Source organism: Flavobacterium sp. I3-2 (genome assembly GCF_013389595.1).
Lineage (GTDB): Bacteria > Bacteroidota > Bacteroidia > Flavobacteriales > Flavobacteriaceae > Flavobacterium.
In genome coordinates, this window is the sequence record NZ_CP058306.1 from 3,289,285 (window position 1) to 3,307,392 (window position 18,108).

22 protein-coding genes are annotated in these 18,108 nt (G+C 30.3%); 16 read left to right on the forward strand and 6 right to left on the reverse strand.

Annotated elements, in window-relative coordinates:
- Positions 1-107 precede the first annotated feature (107 nt).
- From fsa to HW119_RS15520, 3 genes are read right to left on the reverse strand one after another with little or no spacing between them, the layout of a single operon-like run.
- A complete protein-coding gene (gene fsa, locus HW119_RS15510) occupies positions 108-764 on the reverse strand; it encodes a fructose-6-phosphate aldolase (RefSeq protein ID WP_177766021.1) in 657 nt (218 codons plus the stop codon).
- Positions 765-824: 60 nt separating this feature from the next.
- Entirely contained in the window at positions 825-1,505 is a 681-nt protein-coding gene (locus tag HW119_RS15515) for a hypothetical protein (RefSeq protein WP_177766024.1), read from the reverse strand.
- Positions 1,506-1,524: 19 nt separating this feature from the next.
- Positions 1,525-2,328 (reverse strand): SDR family oxidoreductase, encoded by an 804-nt coding sequence (locus HW119_RS15520; RefSeq protein WP_177766027.1) that lies wholly within the window; start codon positions 2,326-2,328, stop codon positions 1,525-1,527.
- An 89-nt stretch (positions 2,329-2,417) separates the two neighbouring features.
- On the opposite strand from HW119_RS15520, the gene HW119_RS15525 reads away from it, so the two are divergent.
- The 4 genes from HW119_RS15525 to HW119_RS15540 are packed head-to-tail and all read left to right on the forward strand — an operon-like array spanning position 2,418 to position 4,817.
- Positions 2,418-3,428 carry a M28 family metallopeptidase gene (locus HW119_RS15525; protein ID WP_177766030.1) on the forward strand — a complete coding sequence of 337 codons (1,011 nt, stop codon included), beginning with the start codon at positions 2,418-2,420 and terminating at the stop codon, positions 3,426-3,428.
- Positions 3,425-3,886, forward strand: coding sequence for a hypothetical protein (locus tag HW119_RS15530; RefSeq protein ID WP_177766033.1), 462 nt, complete (start codon positions 3,425-3,427; stop codon positions 3,884-3,886). The genes HW119_RS15525 and HW119_RS15530 overlap by 4 nt, the downstream gene beginning before the upstream one ends.
- Positions 3,887-3,892: 6 nt before the next feature.
- On the forward strand, positions 3,893-4,396 hold the full coding sequence (locus HW119_RS15535; RefSeq protein ID WP_177766037.1) for a PaaI family thioesterase: 504 nt from the start codon (positions 3,893-3,895) through the stop codon (positions 4,394-4,396).
- Positions 4,397-4,400: 4 nt separating this feature from the next.
- The gene (locus HW119_RS15540; RefSeq protein WP_177766040.1) at positions 4,401-4,817 is read left to right on the forward strand and encodes a hypothetical protein; all 417 of its coding nucleotides are present in this window, start codon (positions 4,401-4,403) and stop codon (positions 4,815-4,817) included.
- Positions 4,818-4,843: 26 nt separating this feature from the next.
- Here the strand turns inward: HW119_RS15540 and HW119_RS15545 are convergent, their stop codons facing one another.
- Positions 4,844-5,644, reverse strand: a complete 801-nt coding sequence (locus HW119_RS15545; protein WP_177766043.1) for a penicillin-binding transpeptidase domain-containing protein — start codon at positions 5,642-5,644, stop codon at positions 4,844-4,846.
- A gap of 128 nt (positions 5,645-5,772) precedes the next feature.
- Here HW119_RS15545 and HW119_RS15550 point away from each other — a divergent pair, with 128 nt between their 5' ends.
- A complete protein-coding gene (locus tag HW119_RS15550) occupies positions 5,773-6,312 on the forward strand; it encodes a hypothetical protein (RefSeq protein WP_177766046.1) in 540 nt (179 codons plus the stop codon).
- A gap of 41 nt (positions 6,313-6,353) precedes the next feature.
- Here HW119_RS15550 and HW119_RS15555 read toward each other — a convergent pair whose 3' ends face one another.
- Positions 6,354-7,193 carry a 1,4-dihydroxy-2-naphthoyl-CoA synthase gene (locus HW119_RS15555; protein ID WP_177766049.1) on the reverse strand — a complete coding sequence of 280 codons (840 nt, stop codon included), beginning with the start codon at positions 7,191-7,193 and terminating at the stop codon, positions 6,354-6,356.
- Positions 7,194-7,348: 155 nt separating this feature from the next.
- Here HW119_RS15555 and HW119_RS15560 point away from each other — a divergent pair, with 155 nt between their 5' ends.
- Together HW119_RS15560 and smpB are read left to right on the forward strand one after the other, a co-directional pair.
- Positions 7,349-8,527, forward strand: a complete 1,179-nt coding sequence (locus HW119_RS15560; protein WP_177766052.1) for a serine hydrolase domain-containing protein — start codon at positions 7,349-7,351, stop codon at positions 8,525-8,527.
- A 45-nt stretch (positions 8,528-8,572) separates the two neighbouring features.
- Positions 8,573-9,028, forward strand: coding sequence for an SsrA-binding protein SmpB (gene smpB, locus HW119_RS15565; protein ID WP_177766055.1), 456 nt, complete (start codon positions 8,573-8,575; stop codon positions 9,026-9,028).
- 25 nt (positions 9,029-9,053) lie between these two features.
- Here the strand turns inward: smpB and HW119_RS15570 are convergent, their stop codons facing one another.
- The gene (locus HW119_RS15570; RefSeq protein ID WP_177766058.1) at positions 9,054-9,698 is read right to left on the reverse strand and encodes a protein-L-isoaspartate(D-aspartate) O-methyltransferase; all 645 of its coding nucleotides are present in this window, start codon (positions 9,696-9,698) and stop codon (positions 9,054-9,056) included.
- A gap of 149 nt (positions 9,699-9,847) precedes the next feature.
- Here HW119_RS15570 and HW119_RS15575 point away from each other — a divergent pair, with 149 nt between their 5' ends.
- The 9 genes from HW119_RS15575 to HW119_RS15615 all read left to right on the forward strand — a co-directional run bounded on the left by HW119_RS15575 (position 9,848) and on the right by HW119_RS15615 (position 18,061).
- A complete protein-coding gene (locus tag HW119_RS15575; protein ID WP_177766061.1) occupies positions 9,848-10,813 on the forward strand; it encodes a Gfo/Idh/MocA family protein in 966 nt (321 codons plus the stop codon).
- 47 nt (positions 10,814-10,860) lie between these two features.
- On the forward strand, positions 10,861-11,748 hold the full coding sequence (locus tag HW119_RS15580; RefSeq protein WP_177766064.1) for a 3-hydroxyacyl-CoA dehydrogenase family protein: 888 nt from the start codon (positions 10,861-10,863) through the stop codon (positions 11,746-11,748).
- A gap of 76 nt (positions 11,749-11,824) precedes the next feature.
- The gene (locus tag HW119_RS15585) at positions 11,825-13,042 is read left to right on the forward strand and encodes a DUF1015 domain-containing protein (protein ID WP_177766066.1); all 1,218 of its coding nucleotides are present in this window, start codon (positions 11,825-11,827) and stop codon (positions 13,040-13,042) included.
- A 10-nt stretch (positions 13,043-13,052) separates the two neighbouring features.
- Complete coding sequence (locus tag HW119_RS15590; protein WP_177766069.1) at positions 13,053-13,712, forward strand: YggS family pyridoxal phosphate-dependent enzyme; 660 nt, start codon at positions 13,053-13,055, stop codon at positions 13,710-13,712.
- 13 nt (positions 13,713-13,725) lie between these two features.
- Positions 13,726-15,015 (forward strand): exonuclease domain-containing protein, encoded by a 1,290-nt coding sequence (locus tag HW119_RS15595; RefSeq protein ID WP_177766072.1) that lies wholly within the window; start codon positions 13,726-13,728, stop codon positions 15,013-15,015.
- A 1-nt stretch (position 15,016) separates the two neighbouring features.
- On the forward strand, positions 15,017-15,856 hold the full coding sequence (locus tag HW119_RS15600; RefSeq protein WP_177766075.1) for an ion transporter: 840 nt from the start codon (positions 15,017-15,019) through the stop codon (positions 15,854-15,856).
- Positions 15,849-16,775, forward strand: a complete 927-nt coding sequence (miaA, locus tag HW119_RS15605) for a tRNA (adenosine(37)-N6)-dimethylallyltransferase MiaA (RefSeq protein WP_177766078.1) — start codon at positions 15,849-15,851, stop codon at positions 16,773-16,775. The genes HW119_RS15600 and miaA overlap by 8 nt, the downstream gene beginning before the upstream one ends.
- Positions 16,775-17,515, forward strand: a complete 741-nt coding sequence (locus tag HW119_RS15610; protein WP_177766081.1) for an acyl-[acyl-carrier-protein] thioesterase — start codon at positions 16,775-16,777, stop codon at positions 17,513-17,515. Before miaA ends, HW119_RS15610 begins: the two co-directional genes overlap by 1 nt.
- 18 nt (positions 17,516-17,533) lie before the next feature.
- The gene (locus tag HW119_RS15615) at positions 17,534-18,061 is read left to right on the forward strand and encodes a hypothetical protein (RefSeq protein ID WP_177766084.1); all 528 of its coding nucleotides are present in this window, start codon (positions 17,534-17,536) and stop codon (positions 18,059-18,061) included.
- Positions 18,062-18,108 lie beyond the last annotated feature (47 nt).

Here is an 18,108-nt window from a genome sequence, read left to right on the forward strand (position 1 = left end):
CCCAAATTTTAAAATTTTAAGTAAATTTTAAGTAAATTTTAAGTTTTTAATTACTTCTAAAAACATTTTTACAAAAAAAAGCCTTCCAAAATAGAAGGCTTTAAAATTTATTTATTTCCTTTAGCATAATCAGCTAAAAATTGTTCTAATCCAATATCTGTTAATGGATGTTTTAATAATCCAGTGATTGAAGACAAAGGTCCAGTCATTACATCTGCACCAATTTTTGCGCAATTAACAACATGCATGGTATGACGAATAGAGGCTGCTAAAATTTGGGTTTCGTAAGCGTAGTTATCATAAATCAAACGAATGTCATCAATCAATTGCAAACCATCTGTAGAAATATCATCTAAACGACCTAAGAAGGGAGACACATAAGTTGCTCCTGCTTTTGCTGCTAACAATGCCTGGCCAGCAGAGAAAACCAAAGTAACATTTGTACGAATTCCTTTATCAGAAAAATATTTACAAGCTTTAATTCCGTCTTTAGTCATCGGAATTTTCACTACAATTTGTTCGTGTAATTCGGCAAGTTCTTCACCTTCGCGAATCATACCTTCAAAATCAGTTGCAATAACCTCAGCACTTACATCACCTTCTACGATATTACAAATATCCACGTAATGTTTTAAAATGTTATTTTTACCTGTAATTCCTTCTTTTGCCATCAAAGACGGATTGGTGGTTACACCGTCTAAAACTCCTAATTCTTGAGCTTCTTTAATTTGAGCTAAATTTGCTGTATCAATAAAAAATTTCATCTTTCACTTTTTAAAGTTTAAAGATAAAAGAATCTGAATCGATAAACAAACTATTTGCTTTTAAAATTTATAACTAAAACCTGTAGTTAACTCACCACGAATAACATGAAAAGAAACATTATCAAATGAATTAACAATCATTTGTGAACCCGAATTTTCAGTTTTAAACTTAGAATAATTACTATAATTAAATCCAATTCTCAACAACCAATCAAAAGATTCAAAAATTCTTCTAGAGTTTACAGCAGAAAGACCAATTCCAAAACCAGTTGCTTTTACAGTCGCTTCACCTTTAGTACTGGTTAAATCACCTACAATTTGAGAAAAACCTGGTGTAATTGAAAGTGAAGAAGAAAATTTACCTGTAAAAGATGTTAAATCCATTCTATATGAAGGTCCTATAAAAAAAGTGCTGTATTTTTTTTGTACCTGATTTGATTCATATTCTCCAAATTCTCCAAAATTTCCAAAAATATCACTTGAACTAGTCCCTTTTATATAAGTAGTTTTTAATCCAACCATGTGCATAGAATTAAATCCCAAACGATAAAATGCAGACGCATCAATTGTTAAACCGTGCATGTTATCGACATTAAAATTAGTTTTATCATTATTTCTATCTAAACTTAATGAAACGGCATAACCTGCAGATACGTCAACCACAATCTTTTGATGCTTTACATATTGAGCATTAGATATTAAACCTGTAAAAAGAGATAAAACTGTAATAATTTTTTTCATAAATAATTTATTGTTCTGGTTATAGTTTATAATGATTCATTAGTATTTTTTCGTAAACAGTATCAGGTAGAATTCTTTTCAAAAAAATGGAGAATTTTTGCATAAAAGCTCCGACTTTATAATGCACTTTTGGTTGTTTTAAATTGATGATTTTATAAATTGCTTCAGCCATTTCAATTGGGTCATTTCCGTCATTTACGTGTTCATCAATCGTTGCTAATTGTTGTGCGTAAATTTTTTCGTAAGGCGAATTTTTGATGACCGGTGCATGAAAACGACGCGATGCAATATCTGTTGCAAAATCTCCTGGAGCTACATTTGTGATATGAATTCCAAATGATTTAACTTCCATACGAATCGCTTCAGTTAAAATTTCTAAAGCTCCTTTTGAAGAAGAATAAGCACTTCTAAAAGGTAAACCCATGTATCCAGCAATCGAAGTAACATTGATAATCAAACCGTTTTTTTGTAAACGCATTTGAGGCAAAACAGCTTTCATAACTTCTATAGGTCCAAAAACATTGGTCTCAAAATTATTTCTGATTTCATCTGTAGGAATTTCTTCTAAAGGTCCAGTAATTCCAACTCCGGCATTGTTGATTACAACATCCAATCGTTTTTCAATTTGAATAATAGAAGCAACTGCTTTTTTAATAGATTCCGAATCGCGAACATCCAAAGCAACTAATTTAATTTTAGAATTTTTTACATGATCAGGATTACGACTTGTTCCATAAACAATAAAACCTTTATCATTTAAATACTCACCAACCTTTTTACCTATTCCAGATGAACCACCCGTAATCAGAACAACTTTTTTCATTCTTATTAAATTTGGACAAATATAATAATACAGAACATATTTAAAGTTATTTATTTTAGTTAAAATACTATCTTTATAAAAAATTTGAAATGAGAAAATATGTTATTTCACTTTGTTTAACAGCTTTTTTAACTTTTACAATAAATGCACAGTCTAACAAGGAAACTGAGCAACTTGAATTTTATCTCAATTCTGTTTCGAAACAAAATCTAATCAATAATTTAGGTGTACTTGCAGCAGATGAAATGGAAGGAAGAAAAACCGGTGAGTTTGGTCAAAAAATGGCTGCAAATTTTATTAGAGATTATTATAAAGATTTAAAAATTGCAGCAGCACCCGGAACCGAAGATTATTTTCAAATGGTTCCTTCAAAAAATATGCGTCGCATGTTTAGTCCAAAATTAAACGATAGCGAAAATGTTGTAGCTTATATTGAAGGAAGCGAATTTCCGGATGAATACATAGTCATTTCGGCGCATTATGATCATGTTGGTATGGCAAATGGTGAGATTTTTAACGGTGCCGATGATGATGCTTCTGGAACATCTGCAGTTATGGAAATTGCACGATTATTTCAAAAAGCTAAACTAGCAGGAAATGGCCCAAAAAGAAGCATCGTATTTTTACATTGCACAGGTGAAGAATATGGTTTATTTGGTTCAAATTATTATGTAAACAATCCGCTTTTTCCTTTAAAAAATACCGTTTGTAATCTAAATATTGATATGATTGGTCGAACTGATCAAAAACATGCTAAATCCAAAGATTATTTGTATCTGATTGGTTCAGATAAATTAAGTCAAGAATTACATGATCTATCTGAATCAACCAACAAAAAATACACAAAATTGATTCTAGATTATGAATTTAACGAAGTCAATCATCCAGAACAAATGTACTTTCGTTCTGATCACTACAATTTTGCAAAAAGAAATATTCCTGTAATTTTTTATTACAGCGGCACACATGTTGATTATCATCAACCGACTGACACCTTCGATAAAATAGAATTTGACAAGATGCATCAACGAATAAAGCTTATATTTGCTACAGCTTGGGAAGTAGCTAATCAACCTAATCGCATAAAATTAAACCAATGAAAAAAATATTTTTAAGCTTAGCCTTACTACTATTTTCAGTAGTTTCTTTTGGTCAACAAAACAAATCTGTTGAGATTGAAAGTAAAATCCAAAACATCATTCAAAATAATACATTTATTCCAGAAACTAAAAATGGAACTTTAATCGATAAAAATGGAAAAGAATTAAATTACAATACATCTTTCTATTATTTCTTAGATACAGAAAAATTATTTTCGGTTTTATACGAACAACATGATGAAATTTCTTTAAACAAAACCTATTATTATGACAATGATCAATTGGTTTTAGTAGTTATAGAAAAAATTAATAACAAAGCGGCAACTGATCGAATTGTAGAACAAATTTTTTACTTTTACGACAACGGCGAATTGATCGATTCATCTGATTATAAAGCAAAAAATATTCCAACAGAATTATATACTGAAGGAATGAACTATTTAAAAGATTTTAATTAATTACGGATGCACCCAAAACATAATAAAACAAAAACATTTAACTACGGAGATAGTTTTGAAGCAATTAATCTTTCGAAAAATTTAAGTGGATTAGACTATTTAAGAGGAATGCAAAATGGAGAAATTCCTGAAGCTCCTGCTGTGTCTGCATTAGACATTGCGATAAATGAAGTTGATTTCGGTAAAGCAAATTTCGAATTCATTCCTCAAGATTTTCATTATAATGCCGTCGGAACCGTACATGGTGGTGTAATCTCAACTATATTAGATACTGCCATGGGATGTACTTTATTGAGCACTTTGACAAGCGAATTTACATTTACAACTCTTGAATTAAAAGTAAATTTTATAAAAGCTGTAACTCAAAATACAGGTAAAACGATAGCAGTCGGAAAAATAATCCATGCTGGTAGAACTACTGCAATGATAGAAGCTTCTTTAGTTGATGAAAGTGGAAAAATTTACGCTCATGGAACATCAACTTGTTTAATAATGAAAAAACATATTTAATAATATGAAAAAGATTTTGCTGAATATTTTAGCAGTTATTTTAGGTTTATTTATTGGTGGTTTTGTAAACATGTCAATCATCAATATCAGTGGAAGTATTATTCCTCCACCAAATGGAATAGATATTACGACAGAAGAAGGCTTGAAAGCTGCTATTCCATTATTTGAACCTAAGCATTTTTTGTTTCCCTTTTTAGCTCATGCAATCGGAACTTTAGTTGGAGCTTTTATCACTGCTTTAATTGCTAAAACATATCGAAAAATATTAGCCTTGGTAATTGGTTTAGCTTTTTTAATTGGTGGAATTATGATGGTTTTCATGGTACCTTCACCAACATGGTTTACATTAACAGACTTGATTCTTGCTTATATTCCAATGGCATTTTTAGGTTATAGTTTTGCATTTAAATTAAAAAAATAAAGCGAATTTGAAATCAAATTCGCTTTTTATATATAACCTAATAGCCTAAAAATTTCAATTGCAATTTCAAATTTCTTATTATTAAAATCACCTGATTTGGTTTTATTTACATCTTCAAAAATTCGAATTGAAAAATAATAGGTATTTTCTTTTGTTTTCAAAACTCCAACCCACCAATCAATTCGTTCTCCTTTATACACATTAAAAGTTTCATATCCATGAATGGTATAATTGGGATTATTAATGGTTAACATGCTATCAAACAAATATTTTTGATGCTTTTTATCGAATAAAAATTCTTGTTTATATAGTTTCCTGAAAAAATTAATTTGTTGTTCAGGGTTTGATAACAAATTTCCAAAATGCCAATAATATTTTTCTTTATGATTAAATTTTAAATTGGTAACATCTAAATCTTTCAAAAAGAAATCATAATTTTTATGTCGAACTAAATCTGATACATTCTGAAAATACCAATCATTTTTATAAAGTAAAGCTTCATCTAAATTAGTATTACAACTCCAATTATATTTAGGTGTTCCAAAATAATAACGTTTTACTCCATCCCAATACATAATTTCTCCAGGATCGTTCGAAATAACACCTAAATCTAAAGCTATTAACGTACTTGGAATATTAAATAACGAACCAATTGGTGAATTTCGTTTAACATCATTTTCAATATTAAACAACCAGGTATCTTTATTTTCATCATAAATTAAAATTGACCCATCAACATCTTTAGATTTAAAACAAAAGTCCAAAAAAGATTGAGAAAACCCAGAAAAATTAATTAAGATAAATAGTAATAAAATAATTTTTTTCATCTGTAAAATTATGCTTAATCGCAAAAATAGACAATTACTTTAAAATAAATAAAAATATCTAGACTTATATAAATCTAATTATATACATTTGAATTTAACTTAAATAAATTAAATCAAAATTAACTTTTATGAGAAAAATTAAAACTTTTTTTAGTATTTCTTGTCTTTTGACAGCCTCATTGTTTTTTTCTTGCACTCCAGATTATGTAACGGACGCATCATCTACAATTAATAATCCAGGAAATTCATCAGGTCAAAGTATCAATTTAAATTTTACTTCAGGTGAATTTATAGGAGTTCTCAACAACAATTCTTTTCAGAATGGTAATGGTGCTGCTACAAAAACAAATATGAATGGTGAGTATACTTATTTATTATTATATACTAATGGCGTAAATCAATTTAATGGATTTATTGTAAACAAAAACTCTTCGCAATTAGCAGATTCAGCATCAGAGAATAGCATACATATTACTAGAGATGGAAAGATGTACACAAGTACTTCTGGTACATATACATTAACACAAGAACAGATAGTGAGTTCTGTTGCTGGTACAGATGTTATTAAATGTAAATTTACTTTTAATGGAACTTTTGAAGTAACAACAATGGGATCATTTGAAGTTATTGAAACCGGTGTAAAGATAAATGGAACTGTAATTTTCTAAAAGTTAAAAAGCCAAATCAGTAAATTGATTTGGCTTTTTCATTAAGGAATATATTTCTTTTCGAAATTTGGTTTTCTTTTTTCTAAAAATGAATTTCTACCTTCAATAGCTTCATCAGACATATAAGCTAATCTTGTAGCTTCACCTGCAAAAACTTGTTGTCCTACCATGCCATCATCAGTTAAATTCATTGCAAATTTCAACATTTTAATAGAAATTGGTGATTTCTCTAAAATTTCTTGAGCCCAATCATAAGCTGTTTGCTCTAATTCTTCATGTGGAATAACAGCATTTACCATTCCCATTTCATAAGCATCTTGTGCTGAATAATTTCGTCCTAGGAAGAAAATTTCGCGAGCTTTTTTCTGTCCAACCATTTTTGCCAAATATGCAGAACCATATCCACCATCAAAACTGGTTACATCAGCATCAGTTTGTTTGAAAATAGCATGCTCTTTACTTGCCAAAGTTAAATCACAAACCACATGAAGTGAATGTCCTCCTCCGACAGCCCAACCATTTACAACCGCAATAACAACTTTTGGTGTAAAACGAATCAAACGTTGAACTTCTAAAATATTCAAGCGATGATATCCATCTTCACCAACATAACCTTGGTAACCTCTAGCTTTTTGGTCGCCACCACTACAAAAAGAATAAATTCCGTCTTTTGTCGATGGCCCTTCAGAAGACAGTAAAATAACACCTATCGATGTATCTTCGTGTGCATCGCTAAAAGCTTCTAATAATTCTTTAGTAGTTTTTGGTCTAAATGCATTTCTAACGTCAGGTCGATTAAATGCAATACGTGCAACACCATCACATTTCTTATACGTAATATCTTCAAACTCTTTTACAGTTTGCCAATTCATGTTACTCATAATAAATTTGTTTGTCGTAAAGATACTTCTTTTTTTAAAAAACAGCTTGTTTTTACCCATTCTAGTATTTTGAAAAACAATATTTTTTTATTAAAATTAAAGTATCAAAAAAATTCTTAATTTGTATATTTGTGATTGTCATACCCAATTATAAAATGAAATATCTATATATAAAATTAATTGCCCTAACATTAACATTAAGTGCTTGCAATAAAAGCAAAGATTTAGCACAAGTTAATTCTGAATTCAAAGCTGATAATAATCAGTATGAAGTAAAATTTAATCCTGTAAGCCCGCAATATAAATTAGAAACAGCAGAATTAGTAGAAAATTATTATAAAAAATACATCAATACAGGAAGTTTTTCAGGTGGTTTTTTAATGGCAAAAAATGGAGAAATCATTTACGAAGACTATACTGGTTACTCTAATTACGCGAATAAAGAAAAAATTTCTGCAAATACTCCAATGCACGTAGCTTCTGTTGGTAAAGTTTTAACCTCAATTAGTGTTTTAAGATTAGCTGATAAGAAATTGATTGATTTAGATGAGTCTGTAAATGTTTATTTAAAAGGTTTTCCGTATGAAAATATAACCGTTCGTCATTTACTAAACCATCGTTCTGGTATTCCATATTATGGAAATTTTACTGAAAATCCAGGAGTTTGGGATAGAAAAAAAACCTTAACTAATAAAGATGTTTTAGAAATATTAAAAACAAAAAGTATCAAATTAGAATCCAAAACAGATTCTCGCTTCAAATATTGTAACACAAACTATGTTTTACTTGCTTCAATCGTAGAAGAAGTAACTGGTAAAACATTTCAGGAAGCCTTAAAACAAATCATTTTAGAACCTCTTAAAATGAACAATACTTTTGTTTTTGACGACATTAAAAACAAAGATACTGTTACTCAATCTTATCACGCCAATAACCAAAAAATGCATTGGGATTATCTTGACGGTACATATGGTGACAAAAACATCTATACCACACCAAGAGATATGTTAAAATTAGATAAAGCACTTTATTCTAACAAATTCTTATCTAAAAACATGAAAGAACAAATGTTCAAAGGTTATAGTTACGAGAAAAAAGGTGCCAATAACTACGGCCTAGGACTTCGAATGATTGAACCTTCAGAAGGTGTAGGAAATAAATATACTTTTCATAATGGTTGGTGGAGAGGAAATAAGACTTCTTATGTAACTTTGCAGAAAGATACTATAGCAATTATTTGTTTTAATAACAAAAATTCAGCTTTAGCTTATAAAACAAAGCAACTAGCTGGTAAACTTGGTAACTATCCATTTATAGAACAACCAAAAGATTAAGTACATACACTTAAAACATTTTAACATTCAGATTATTAGAAAGACATGCTAAAAACAGTCAACATATTAAATAAGAGAGCCAAATTTGAGTACGAATTTCTAGAGAAATATTCTGCTGGAATTGTATTAACTGGAACAGAAATTAAATCCATTCGTTTAGGAAAAGCTAACATTGCTGATAGTTTTTGTGAGTTTCAGAATAATGAATTGTTTATGATTAATTCTCATATTGAGGAATATTCGTACGGAACAAGTTATAATCACAAAGCAAAAAGTGAACGTAAACTTTTATTAAATAAAAAAGAATTAAAATCGCTACTTAAAAGTGTTCAAAATAAAGGCTTAACTATCATCCCTTTACGATTATTTACAAACGAAAAAGGTTTAGCTAAATTAGAAATCGCTTTAGCAAAAGGTAAAAAATTATTCGATAAACGAGAAACAATTAAAGATCGTGAAAACAAAATCAGTTTAGATCGTTTGAAAAAAGAGTTTAAATAAAAAAATCGGCAGTTGCCGATTTTTTTTATCTATTCTTATCTTCTAACATAGGTACGAATCTAAAATCTCCAAATTCGTGTTGTTCAAAATGAGTTTCGGTTTTGCGAATCAACAGAGTCATGATTTGTTTATCTTCTCCAACCGGAATCACCAACCTACCTCCTATTTTTAATTGCGCCATTAAAGGTTGCGGAATAAAAGGCGCACCAGCAGTTACAATAATTCCATCAAAAGGCGCATCGGTAACCAAACCTTTATAACCATCGCCAAACGAAACTACTTTAGGTTTAAAACCTAATTTGGGCAACAATTTCGATGTTTTTTTATACAATTCAATCTGACGTTCAATCGTAAAAACCTTTGCACCCATTTTGCATAAAACTGCCGTTTGATATCCAGAACCTGTTCCGATTTCTAAAATTTTATCATCGGTTTTAACTTCTAATAATTGCGACTGAAAAGCTACCGTATAGGGTTGTGAAATGGTTTGTCCGGCACCAATCGGAAATGCTTTATCTTGGTAAGCAAAATCTTCAAACCCCGATTCTAAGAAAAAATGTCGAGGAATCACCTGCATGGCTTTCAGCACATTAATATCGTGAATTCCTTTTTGCTGTAATAAACTTACTAGTTGATTTCGAAGTCCTTGATGTTTGGCAGTATCTCTCAATTTTAATCTTTTTTTCTTTTCAAAATTAAACAATATTTTGCGACAAAGCTACTATTTAACCAAGCTAAACTAAACTTTATCCTAACTTTCACGACTTAAATGATTTCCATAAACAAATAAATTTTACATTTGTATTAAATAATATTTCTATGTTAAAAATTGGAGTTTTAGGCGCAGGTCATTTAGGTAAAATTCACCTAAGATTACTAAACCAATCAGAAAAATATGAACTAGTCGGGTTCTACGACCCATTTAAAGAAAATGCAGAAAAGGTAGCTGCTGAATTCGGATATAAATCATTTGAAACAATAGCTGAACTTATCAATGCTGTTGATGTAGTTGATATTGTTACACCAACGCTTTCGCATTATGATTGCGCTGTTGAAGCTATTAAAGCTGGGAAACACATTTTTTTAGAAAAACCGATTTCAAATTCTGTCGAAGAAGCAGAACATATCATTGCTTTAGCTAAAGAATATAACGTAAAAGGCCAGGTTGGACATGTCGAACGTTTTAATCCTGCTTTCAAAGCGGTGAAAGACAAAATTCACAATCCGATGTTTATCGAAACACATCGTTTGGCAGAGTTTAATCCGCGCGGAACAGATGTTCCTGTGGTTTTAGATTTGATGATTCATGATATTGATGCCATTTTAAGCGTTGTAAAATCTAAAGTAACTTTTGTTCACGCAACCGGAACCTCTGTAATTAGCGATTCGCCTGATATTGCCAATGCTCGAATTGAATTCGAAAACGGCTGTGTTGCTAATATTACTTCGAGTCGTATTTCGATGAAAAATATGCGTAAAGCACGTTTCTTCCAAAAAGACGCTTACATTTCTGTTGATTATTTAGATAAGATTTGTGAAGTCGTTAAGATGAAAGATGCACCTGAAGTTCCGGGTGATTTTGATTTGATTCTTCAGAATGCAGAAGGAGTTAAAAAACAGATTTATTACGATAATCCAGATGTACCAGCAAACAACGCCATCTTAGATGAATTAGAAACGTTTGCTGATGCGATTAGCAATAATACAACACCGATTGTCACTTTAGAAGACGGAACAGAAGCTTTACGAATTGCATATCGAATTATCGATTGTTTTAAAAATTAATCGAAATAACTTATATTCGCAATCTATTCTATAATAAAAACCAAATAATGAAAAATATTGCAGTTATTGGAGCTGGAACTATGGGTAACGGAATTGCTCATACTTTTGCTCAAAAAGGATTTACAGTTTGTTTAATTGACATTAGCGAAAAATCAATTGAAAGAGGAATGAATACCATCATTTCTAATTTAGACCGTATGATTGCTAAAGGTTCAATTACAGAAGCTGACAAAAAAGCAACTATCGAAAACATCATCACGTACACAGACGTTAAAGACGGAGTTGTAAATGCTGATTTAGTGGTTGAAGCAGCTACAGAAAACGTAAATTTAAAATTAAATATTTTTAAAGAGTTAAGTGAAGTTTGTAACGAAAACGTAATCTTAGCCTCAAATACATCATCTATTTCTATCACACAAATTGCTTCTGTGGTTAAAAATCCAGAGCGTGTAATAGGAATGCATTTTATGAATCCGGTGCCGATTATGAAATTAGTTGAAATCATTCGTGGTTACAACACTTCAGACGAGGTTACTAAAACCATCATGGATTTATCTGTTAAATTAGGAAAAACGCCAACAGAAGTTAACGATTATCCAGGATTCGTGGCAAACCGTATTTTAATGCCAATGATTAACGAATCTATCGAAACCTTATACAACGATGTTGCTGGAGTTCAAGAAATTGACACGGTAATGAAATTAGGAATGGCACATCCGATGGGACCATTACAATTAGCCGATTTTATTGGTTTAGATGTTTGTTTATCTATCTTAAACGTAATGTACGACGGATTCAAAAATCCTAAATATGCACCATGTCCGTTATTAGTAAATATGGTTATGGCAGGAAAATTAGGTGTTAAATCTGGTGAAGGTTTCTACGATTATTCTGAAAGCAAAAAAGCCGAAAAAGTGGCTAAAATGTTTTCTTAATTATAAACTTAAGAAATTTAGTAAAAGACGATTGAAGTTTCTTCAATTGTCTTTCTATTTTATATAAATTTGAAATATGGCAAAAATAATTCCTTTTAAAGCAGTGCTTCCAACAGCAGATAAAGTTGCTTTGGTAACCACACGTTCGTATGACGAATATAGTGCGGCAGAACTTGCTTCTTGGTTAGATTTTAATCCGTTTTCTTTTCTACACATCATGAGTCCGGCGTATATCAATCAACAAAAAATTGGTATTAACGAACGTTTTAAAATGGTTGCTAACAAATACAACGATTTTAAACGCGATGGTATTCTTGTTAAGCAAGATAAATCTGCCATGTATTTGTATAAAATAGAAACTAAAAAAAACACCTTTCTTGGAATTATGGCCGGAACATCGGTTACTGATTATCAAGAGAACAAAATTAAAAAGCACGAAAATACGTTAGCATATCGTGTTGATACGCTAAAAGATTATTTTAAAATCACCCAGTTTAACACAGAACCCGTTTTGATGATGTATCCAGAAAATGATGCACTTCAACAATGGATTTCTGACAAACAAAAAATGGCACCACTGTATGATTTTTCGACCACAAACAGAGAAAAGCATACACTTTGGAGCATAGATTCTGAAAAAGAAATTGAATTTATTACCAATATTTTCAATTCATTCGATAATTTATATATCGCAGACGGACATCATCGTTCGGCATCGGCACATTTATTACATCAAGAAAATAAAGATGCTAATAATTCTAAATTAGATTATTTTATGAGTTTTTTGATTTCAGAAAACAACATCAAAATAAACGAATACAACCGTTTGGTTCACGATTTAAATAACCATTCGGTAACTGATTTTTTAAGTTTGTTAGATAAAGATTTCGTTGTCATAAAACGCAACGAACAAATTTGGAAACCAACTCAAAAATTTGAATTTGGCATGTACTTAGAGGGCAATTTCTATTCGTTACAACTCAAAGATATTCCAACATCAGAAAATAAATTAGAAACTTTAGACGCGCAATTGTTGTATGATAAAATCTTAAATCCGATTTTAGGAATTGAAGATTTACGTACCGATAGCCGCATCGATTATATTCCAGGAAACAAAAGTTTGTTGGAAATGATTGATAAAATTGATAACGGAGCGTACAAAATTGGTTTTAATTTATATCCGGCTTCAATCGAAGAAATTAAATATTTAGCCGATAACGATTTAACTATGCCTCCAAAAAGTACTTATATTGAACCTAAATTTAGAAATGGTTTAATTATTTACGAACTTTAATATTTTTAAAATGTCAATAAAAACAAATTTACTTGAAATAAAAAAATCAATTCCAGAAAACGTTACCTTAGTTGCAGTTTCTAAAACAAAACCTGTAGCTGATTTACAACAAGCTTACGATGCTGGTCAACGTATTTTTGGTGAGAATAAAATTCAAGAAATGACTGAGAAATCAGAAAAATTACCTGATGATATTCAATGGCACATGATTGGTCACGTACAAACGAACAAAGTAAAGTACATGGCTCCGTTTGTGCATTTAATTCACGGTGTTGACAGCTTAAAATTATTGGTCGAAATTGATAAGCAAGCAAAAAAACACAATCGAATTATCAATTGTTTATTGCAAGTTTACATCGCAAAAGAAGAAACTAAGTTTGGTTTAAATGAAGCTGAAGTTTTAGAAATAATTCATTCAGATACTTTTAAAAACCTACAAAATATAAAAGTTGTTGGATTGATGGGAATGGCTTCTTTTACAGATGATACACAAACTGTAAAAAACGAATTTACTAATTTGAAAAACATTTTCGATTATGTAAAACCTTACCAACTTACAAATTGCTCATTCGAAATTTTATCGATGGGAATGAGCGGAGATTATAAACTTGCTATCGAATGCGGAAGTACAATGGTTCGTATCGGAAGTAGCATTTTTGGAACAAGATAATTTATTTAAAAAAGTGTACGCAATTATAGACATCGAAACAACTGGAGGTCAGTTTAATGCAGAAGGAATTACTGAAATTGCCATCTATAAATTTGATGGTGTTGAATTGGTTGACCAATTTATAAGTTTAGTGAATCCTGAAATTCCCATTCAACCTTTTGTTGTAAAACTTACCGGGATTAATAATGCGATGCTTCGTACGGCGCCTAAGTTCTACCAAATAGCTAAACGTATTATCGAAATCACTAAAGATTGCATCATTGTTGCGCATAATGCGGCATTTGATTATCGTGTTCTAAAAATGGAATTTAAGCGTTTAGGATATGATTATGTCAAACAGACGCTTTGTACCGTTGAACTTTCTAAGCAACTTTTGCCTGAAGTTAAAACATATAGTTTAGGAAAATTAGTACGTTCATTAGGAATCCCGATTGCTGACCGTCATCGTGCAAGTGGAGATGCAATGGCAACACTTAAACTTTTTAAACTTTTACTTTCTAAAGACACTGAAAAAACCATTCTAAAAACATTAATCAAAAATGAAATTAGTAATGGAATTTCACCTAAGTTGTTTGATATTTTAGAAAATTTACCTACAACAGTTGGTATTTTTTACATACATAACGAAAAAGGTGATATTATTTTAATTGGTAAAAGTAATAACATCAGAAAAAAAATAAGTCAATATTTTACTGGCGATTCTAAAATTGCGAAACGTATTCAACACGATGTTTTTACGGTAACTTTTGAAGAAACTGGGAACGAATTGATTGCTTTGCTTAAAGAACGTGAAGAAATTATTCATAACAAACCAACTTTAAATAAAGTTCAACGTAAATCGGCATTTTTATTTGGTGTTTATATCGATAAAGATAATAAGGGAAAATATCAATTAGAAGTTCGTAAAATCGACGGAAGAAAAAAAGATGTATACGTTTTTAAAAATCAACAAGAAGCAATCGTTTACACACTAAAAGCAAATGAAATTCTTGCCGAAAAAATAAATTCTGATATTTCTTTAGAAGATTACAACAAAGCATTTTTGACGCATTTTAATGAAGTAGAACATTCGTTTAAAAACATGATTATTTCAATGAAAGGTCGAAATGTTTCAGAAAAAAGTGCTTTGCTTATTGAAGATGGTGCTTTTAAAGGCTATTGTTTTTACGATTTGAATTACCAAATTTTAAATCCAGAAGTACTGAAAAACATTTTAGTAGTAATGCCAAACACAAAAGATTCAAAAAACATAATAAAATATTATCTTTATAAGAAAAGTGATTACAAAATAATCTCTTTCTAAAATGAAAAAAATTAAAACAAAATACGAAATTCTTAGGCAAGAAATCTACATCATCATCTATGGTGCAAATACCTTTTTAGGTCGTTTGTTTGATTTATCGTTATTAGGTGTCATTTTGTTAAGTGTATTTTTAGTGATGTTTGACTCAATGGAAGGCATTGGTCAAAAATATCACGAGTTTTTTTTTGTTTGTGAATGGATTATTACCATTTTTTTTACCATTGAATATATTCTTCGGATTATTTCAAATAAAAAACCTTTAAAATACATTTTTAGTTTCTACGGAATCATAGATTTAATAGCAACTTTACCGATGTATTTATCATTTTTTATTCCAAGCACATCTTTTTTAGCTGCTTTTAGAGCTTTAAGACTTTTACGTTTATTTGGAATTTTAAATTTAATGCCAATCATTGGGCAACAATCCCATCTTAAAGAAGCTTTAATTGCAAGTAAAAATAAAATTATTGTCTTTATTTATTTCATTGTTGTCGTTTCTATCGTTTTAGGAACCGTGATGTTTATGATTGAAGGTCGTCATAACGGTTTTAAGGACATTCCAACAAGTATTTATTGGTGTATTGTAACTTTAACAACGGTTGGTTATGGCGATGTTGCACCAACAACTCCTTTAGGACAATTTATTGCTTCGATGATTATGATTATGGGTTACGGAATCATTGCTGTTCCGACGGGAATTGTTACTGCAGAATATGCAAAAGCAACCTCTCAAAATCCCGAATTAGAAAAGAAAAGAATTTGTAAAAACTGTACAAGTTTTATTTACGATGAAGACGCTAATTTTTGTCCGAATTGTGGAACTAAAATAGAAAATGAATAAAAATTATTTAATACTTGTTGTTGGACCAACAGCAATCGGAAAGACCGCATTAGCTATAGAATTAGCTCAATATTTTAATACAGAAATTACTTCTTGTGACAGCCGTCAGTTTTTTAAAGAGATGGAAATTGGTACAGCTGTTCCAAACTCAAAAGAATTAGCGGCGGTAAAACATCATTTTATTCAAAACAAATCCATTCACGAAAATTATAATGTTGGCGATTACGAACGCGAAGTTTTACCACATTTAGATACTTTATTTGAACAAAACAACATCCAAGTTGTTGTTGGGGGTTCTGGTTTGTATGTTGATGCTATTCTGAAAGGTTTTGATTCTTTTCCGGATGTTGATGAAAATATCTGTAAAGAAATCGAACAGAAATATGACGAATTTGGAATTGAATATTTACAAAATCAATTGAAAAAATTTGACCCTGAATATTATCAGAAATTAAACGAAGAAAATCCGCAAACTTTAATAAATCAACAACGAATGAAACGTTTTGTTGGTGTTTCGATGTCAAGCGGAAAAGCCTATTCTTCTTTCTTAAATAAAAACGAAGGAAAGAGAAACTTCACTCCTATTTTAATTGGTTTAAAAGCTGATAGAGAAGAAATGTACGAACGCATCAACAAACGCGTTGACCTTATGTTACAAAACGGTTTACTTAAAGAAGTTGAAACTTTGTATGAACATAAAAATCTAAATGCTTTACAAACGGTTGGTTATCGTGAAATTTTCTCGTTTTTTGATGGTGAAATTGAATTTGACTTTGCGATAGAAGAAATCAAAAAAAATACCCGTAGATTTGCAAAACGACAAATGACTTGGTTTACTAGAAACGAATCAACAAAGTGGTTTGATTATAAAACCAATGTTTCTGAAATCATTACATACATACAAAATCAATTAAAATAATGCCCATATCACCCAAATTTCAATCGATTTACACCAAAAATTGGGAAATTTTCATTTCGCAATGTAGCTCAAACTCTCGTTTAAGATATACCGAATTAAGTAATCTTTTTCAATTAACTGCTGCAAAACATTCTGATTTAGGTGGAATGAGTTATTTTGAAATGCAAGAAAGTAATCAAGCTTGGGTTTTAAGTAGAATGCGATTAGAAGTTGAACATTTACCTTTATGGCATGAAGAAGTTGAGGTTAAAACTTGGATTGAAAGTTTAGACGGCGTTCGTTCGGTTCGTAATATTCAAATGATTCAAAACGGAAAAGCAATTGCCGGAGCTTCGAGTTTATGGGTGGTTTTAAATACAGAAAGAAAACGTCCGGAAGGAATTGCAATTAATCACGACCATTTAACCAAACATCCTGATTTAAAAGCAACTGAAAAAGATTACGACCGCGTTGATTTAAAAATCGAAACTAAAAAAATTACAGATTATAAAGTCAAATATTCTGATTTAGACATTGTAAAACATGTTAATAATGTAAAATATTTAGAATGGTGTTTGGATTATATTCCTGTAGAAATATTAGAAAACAACGCTATTAAAGTACTAGATTTAAATTATTTAAATGAATTGAATTACGAAGATGAAGTTTCGATTGAAATCTCGGAAATTATTGAAAATTCGATTTATTTGTACATCAAAAAAGACGAGAAAATTTATTTTGCTTTAAAAGTAGAAATCTAATTTATATAGACAAAAAAAATGAAAAGATTATTTATTTACACTTCTATCTTGTTATTAGGTAGCTCGATTTATGCACAAGAAAATTCTGAAAATATTAAAAATGAAATTTATGTTGGTCCTGGTTTTGGATTAGATTACGGAGGAATAGGTGCAAAAATTGAATATAAACCCATTGACCAAGTTAGTTTATTTGGTGGTTTGGGTTATAATCTAGTAAATTTAGGTTGGAATGTTGGTGCGACTTACAACATCAAAATAAGTAAAAAAGTTACGCTTGGTCCAACAGCGATGTATGGTTATAATGCAGCTTTACGAGTTGAAGGGGCACCTCATTTAGACAAAGTTTCAAATGGACCTTCATTCGGTGTAAGCGGGAATGTGAAATTTAACGACAAAGGAAAATTGAATTTCGGATTATATTTCCCAATTCGTTCTAAAGAATTTACTGACCATTATGATATGGTTAAAAACAGTCCATATATTGATATGCAAAATTCTTTAATTCCAATTACTTTCAGTGTTGGTTATAATTTTAAAATTAAATAATTATAAGTTTCATATAAAAAGTCCGATAGTAATTGCTATCGGACTTT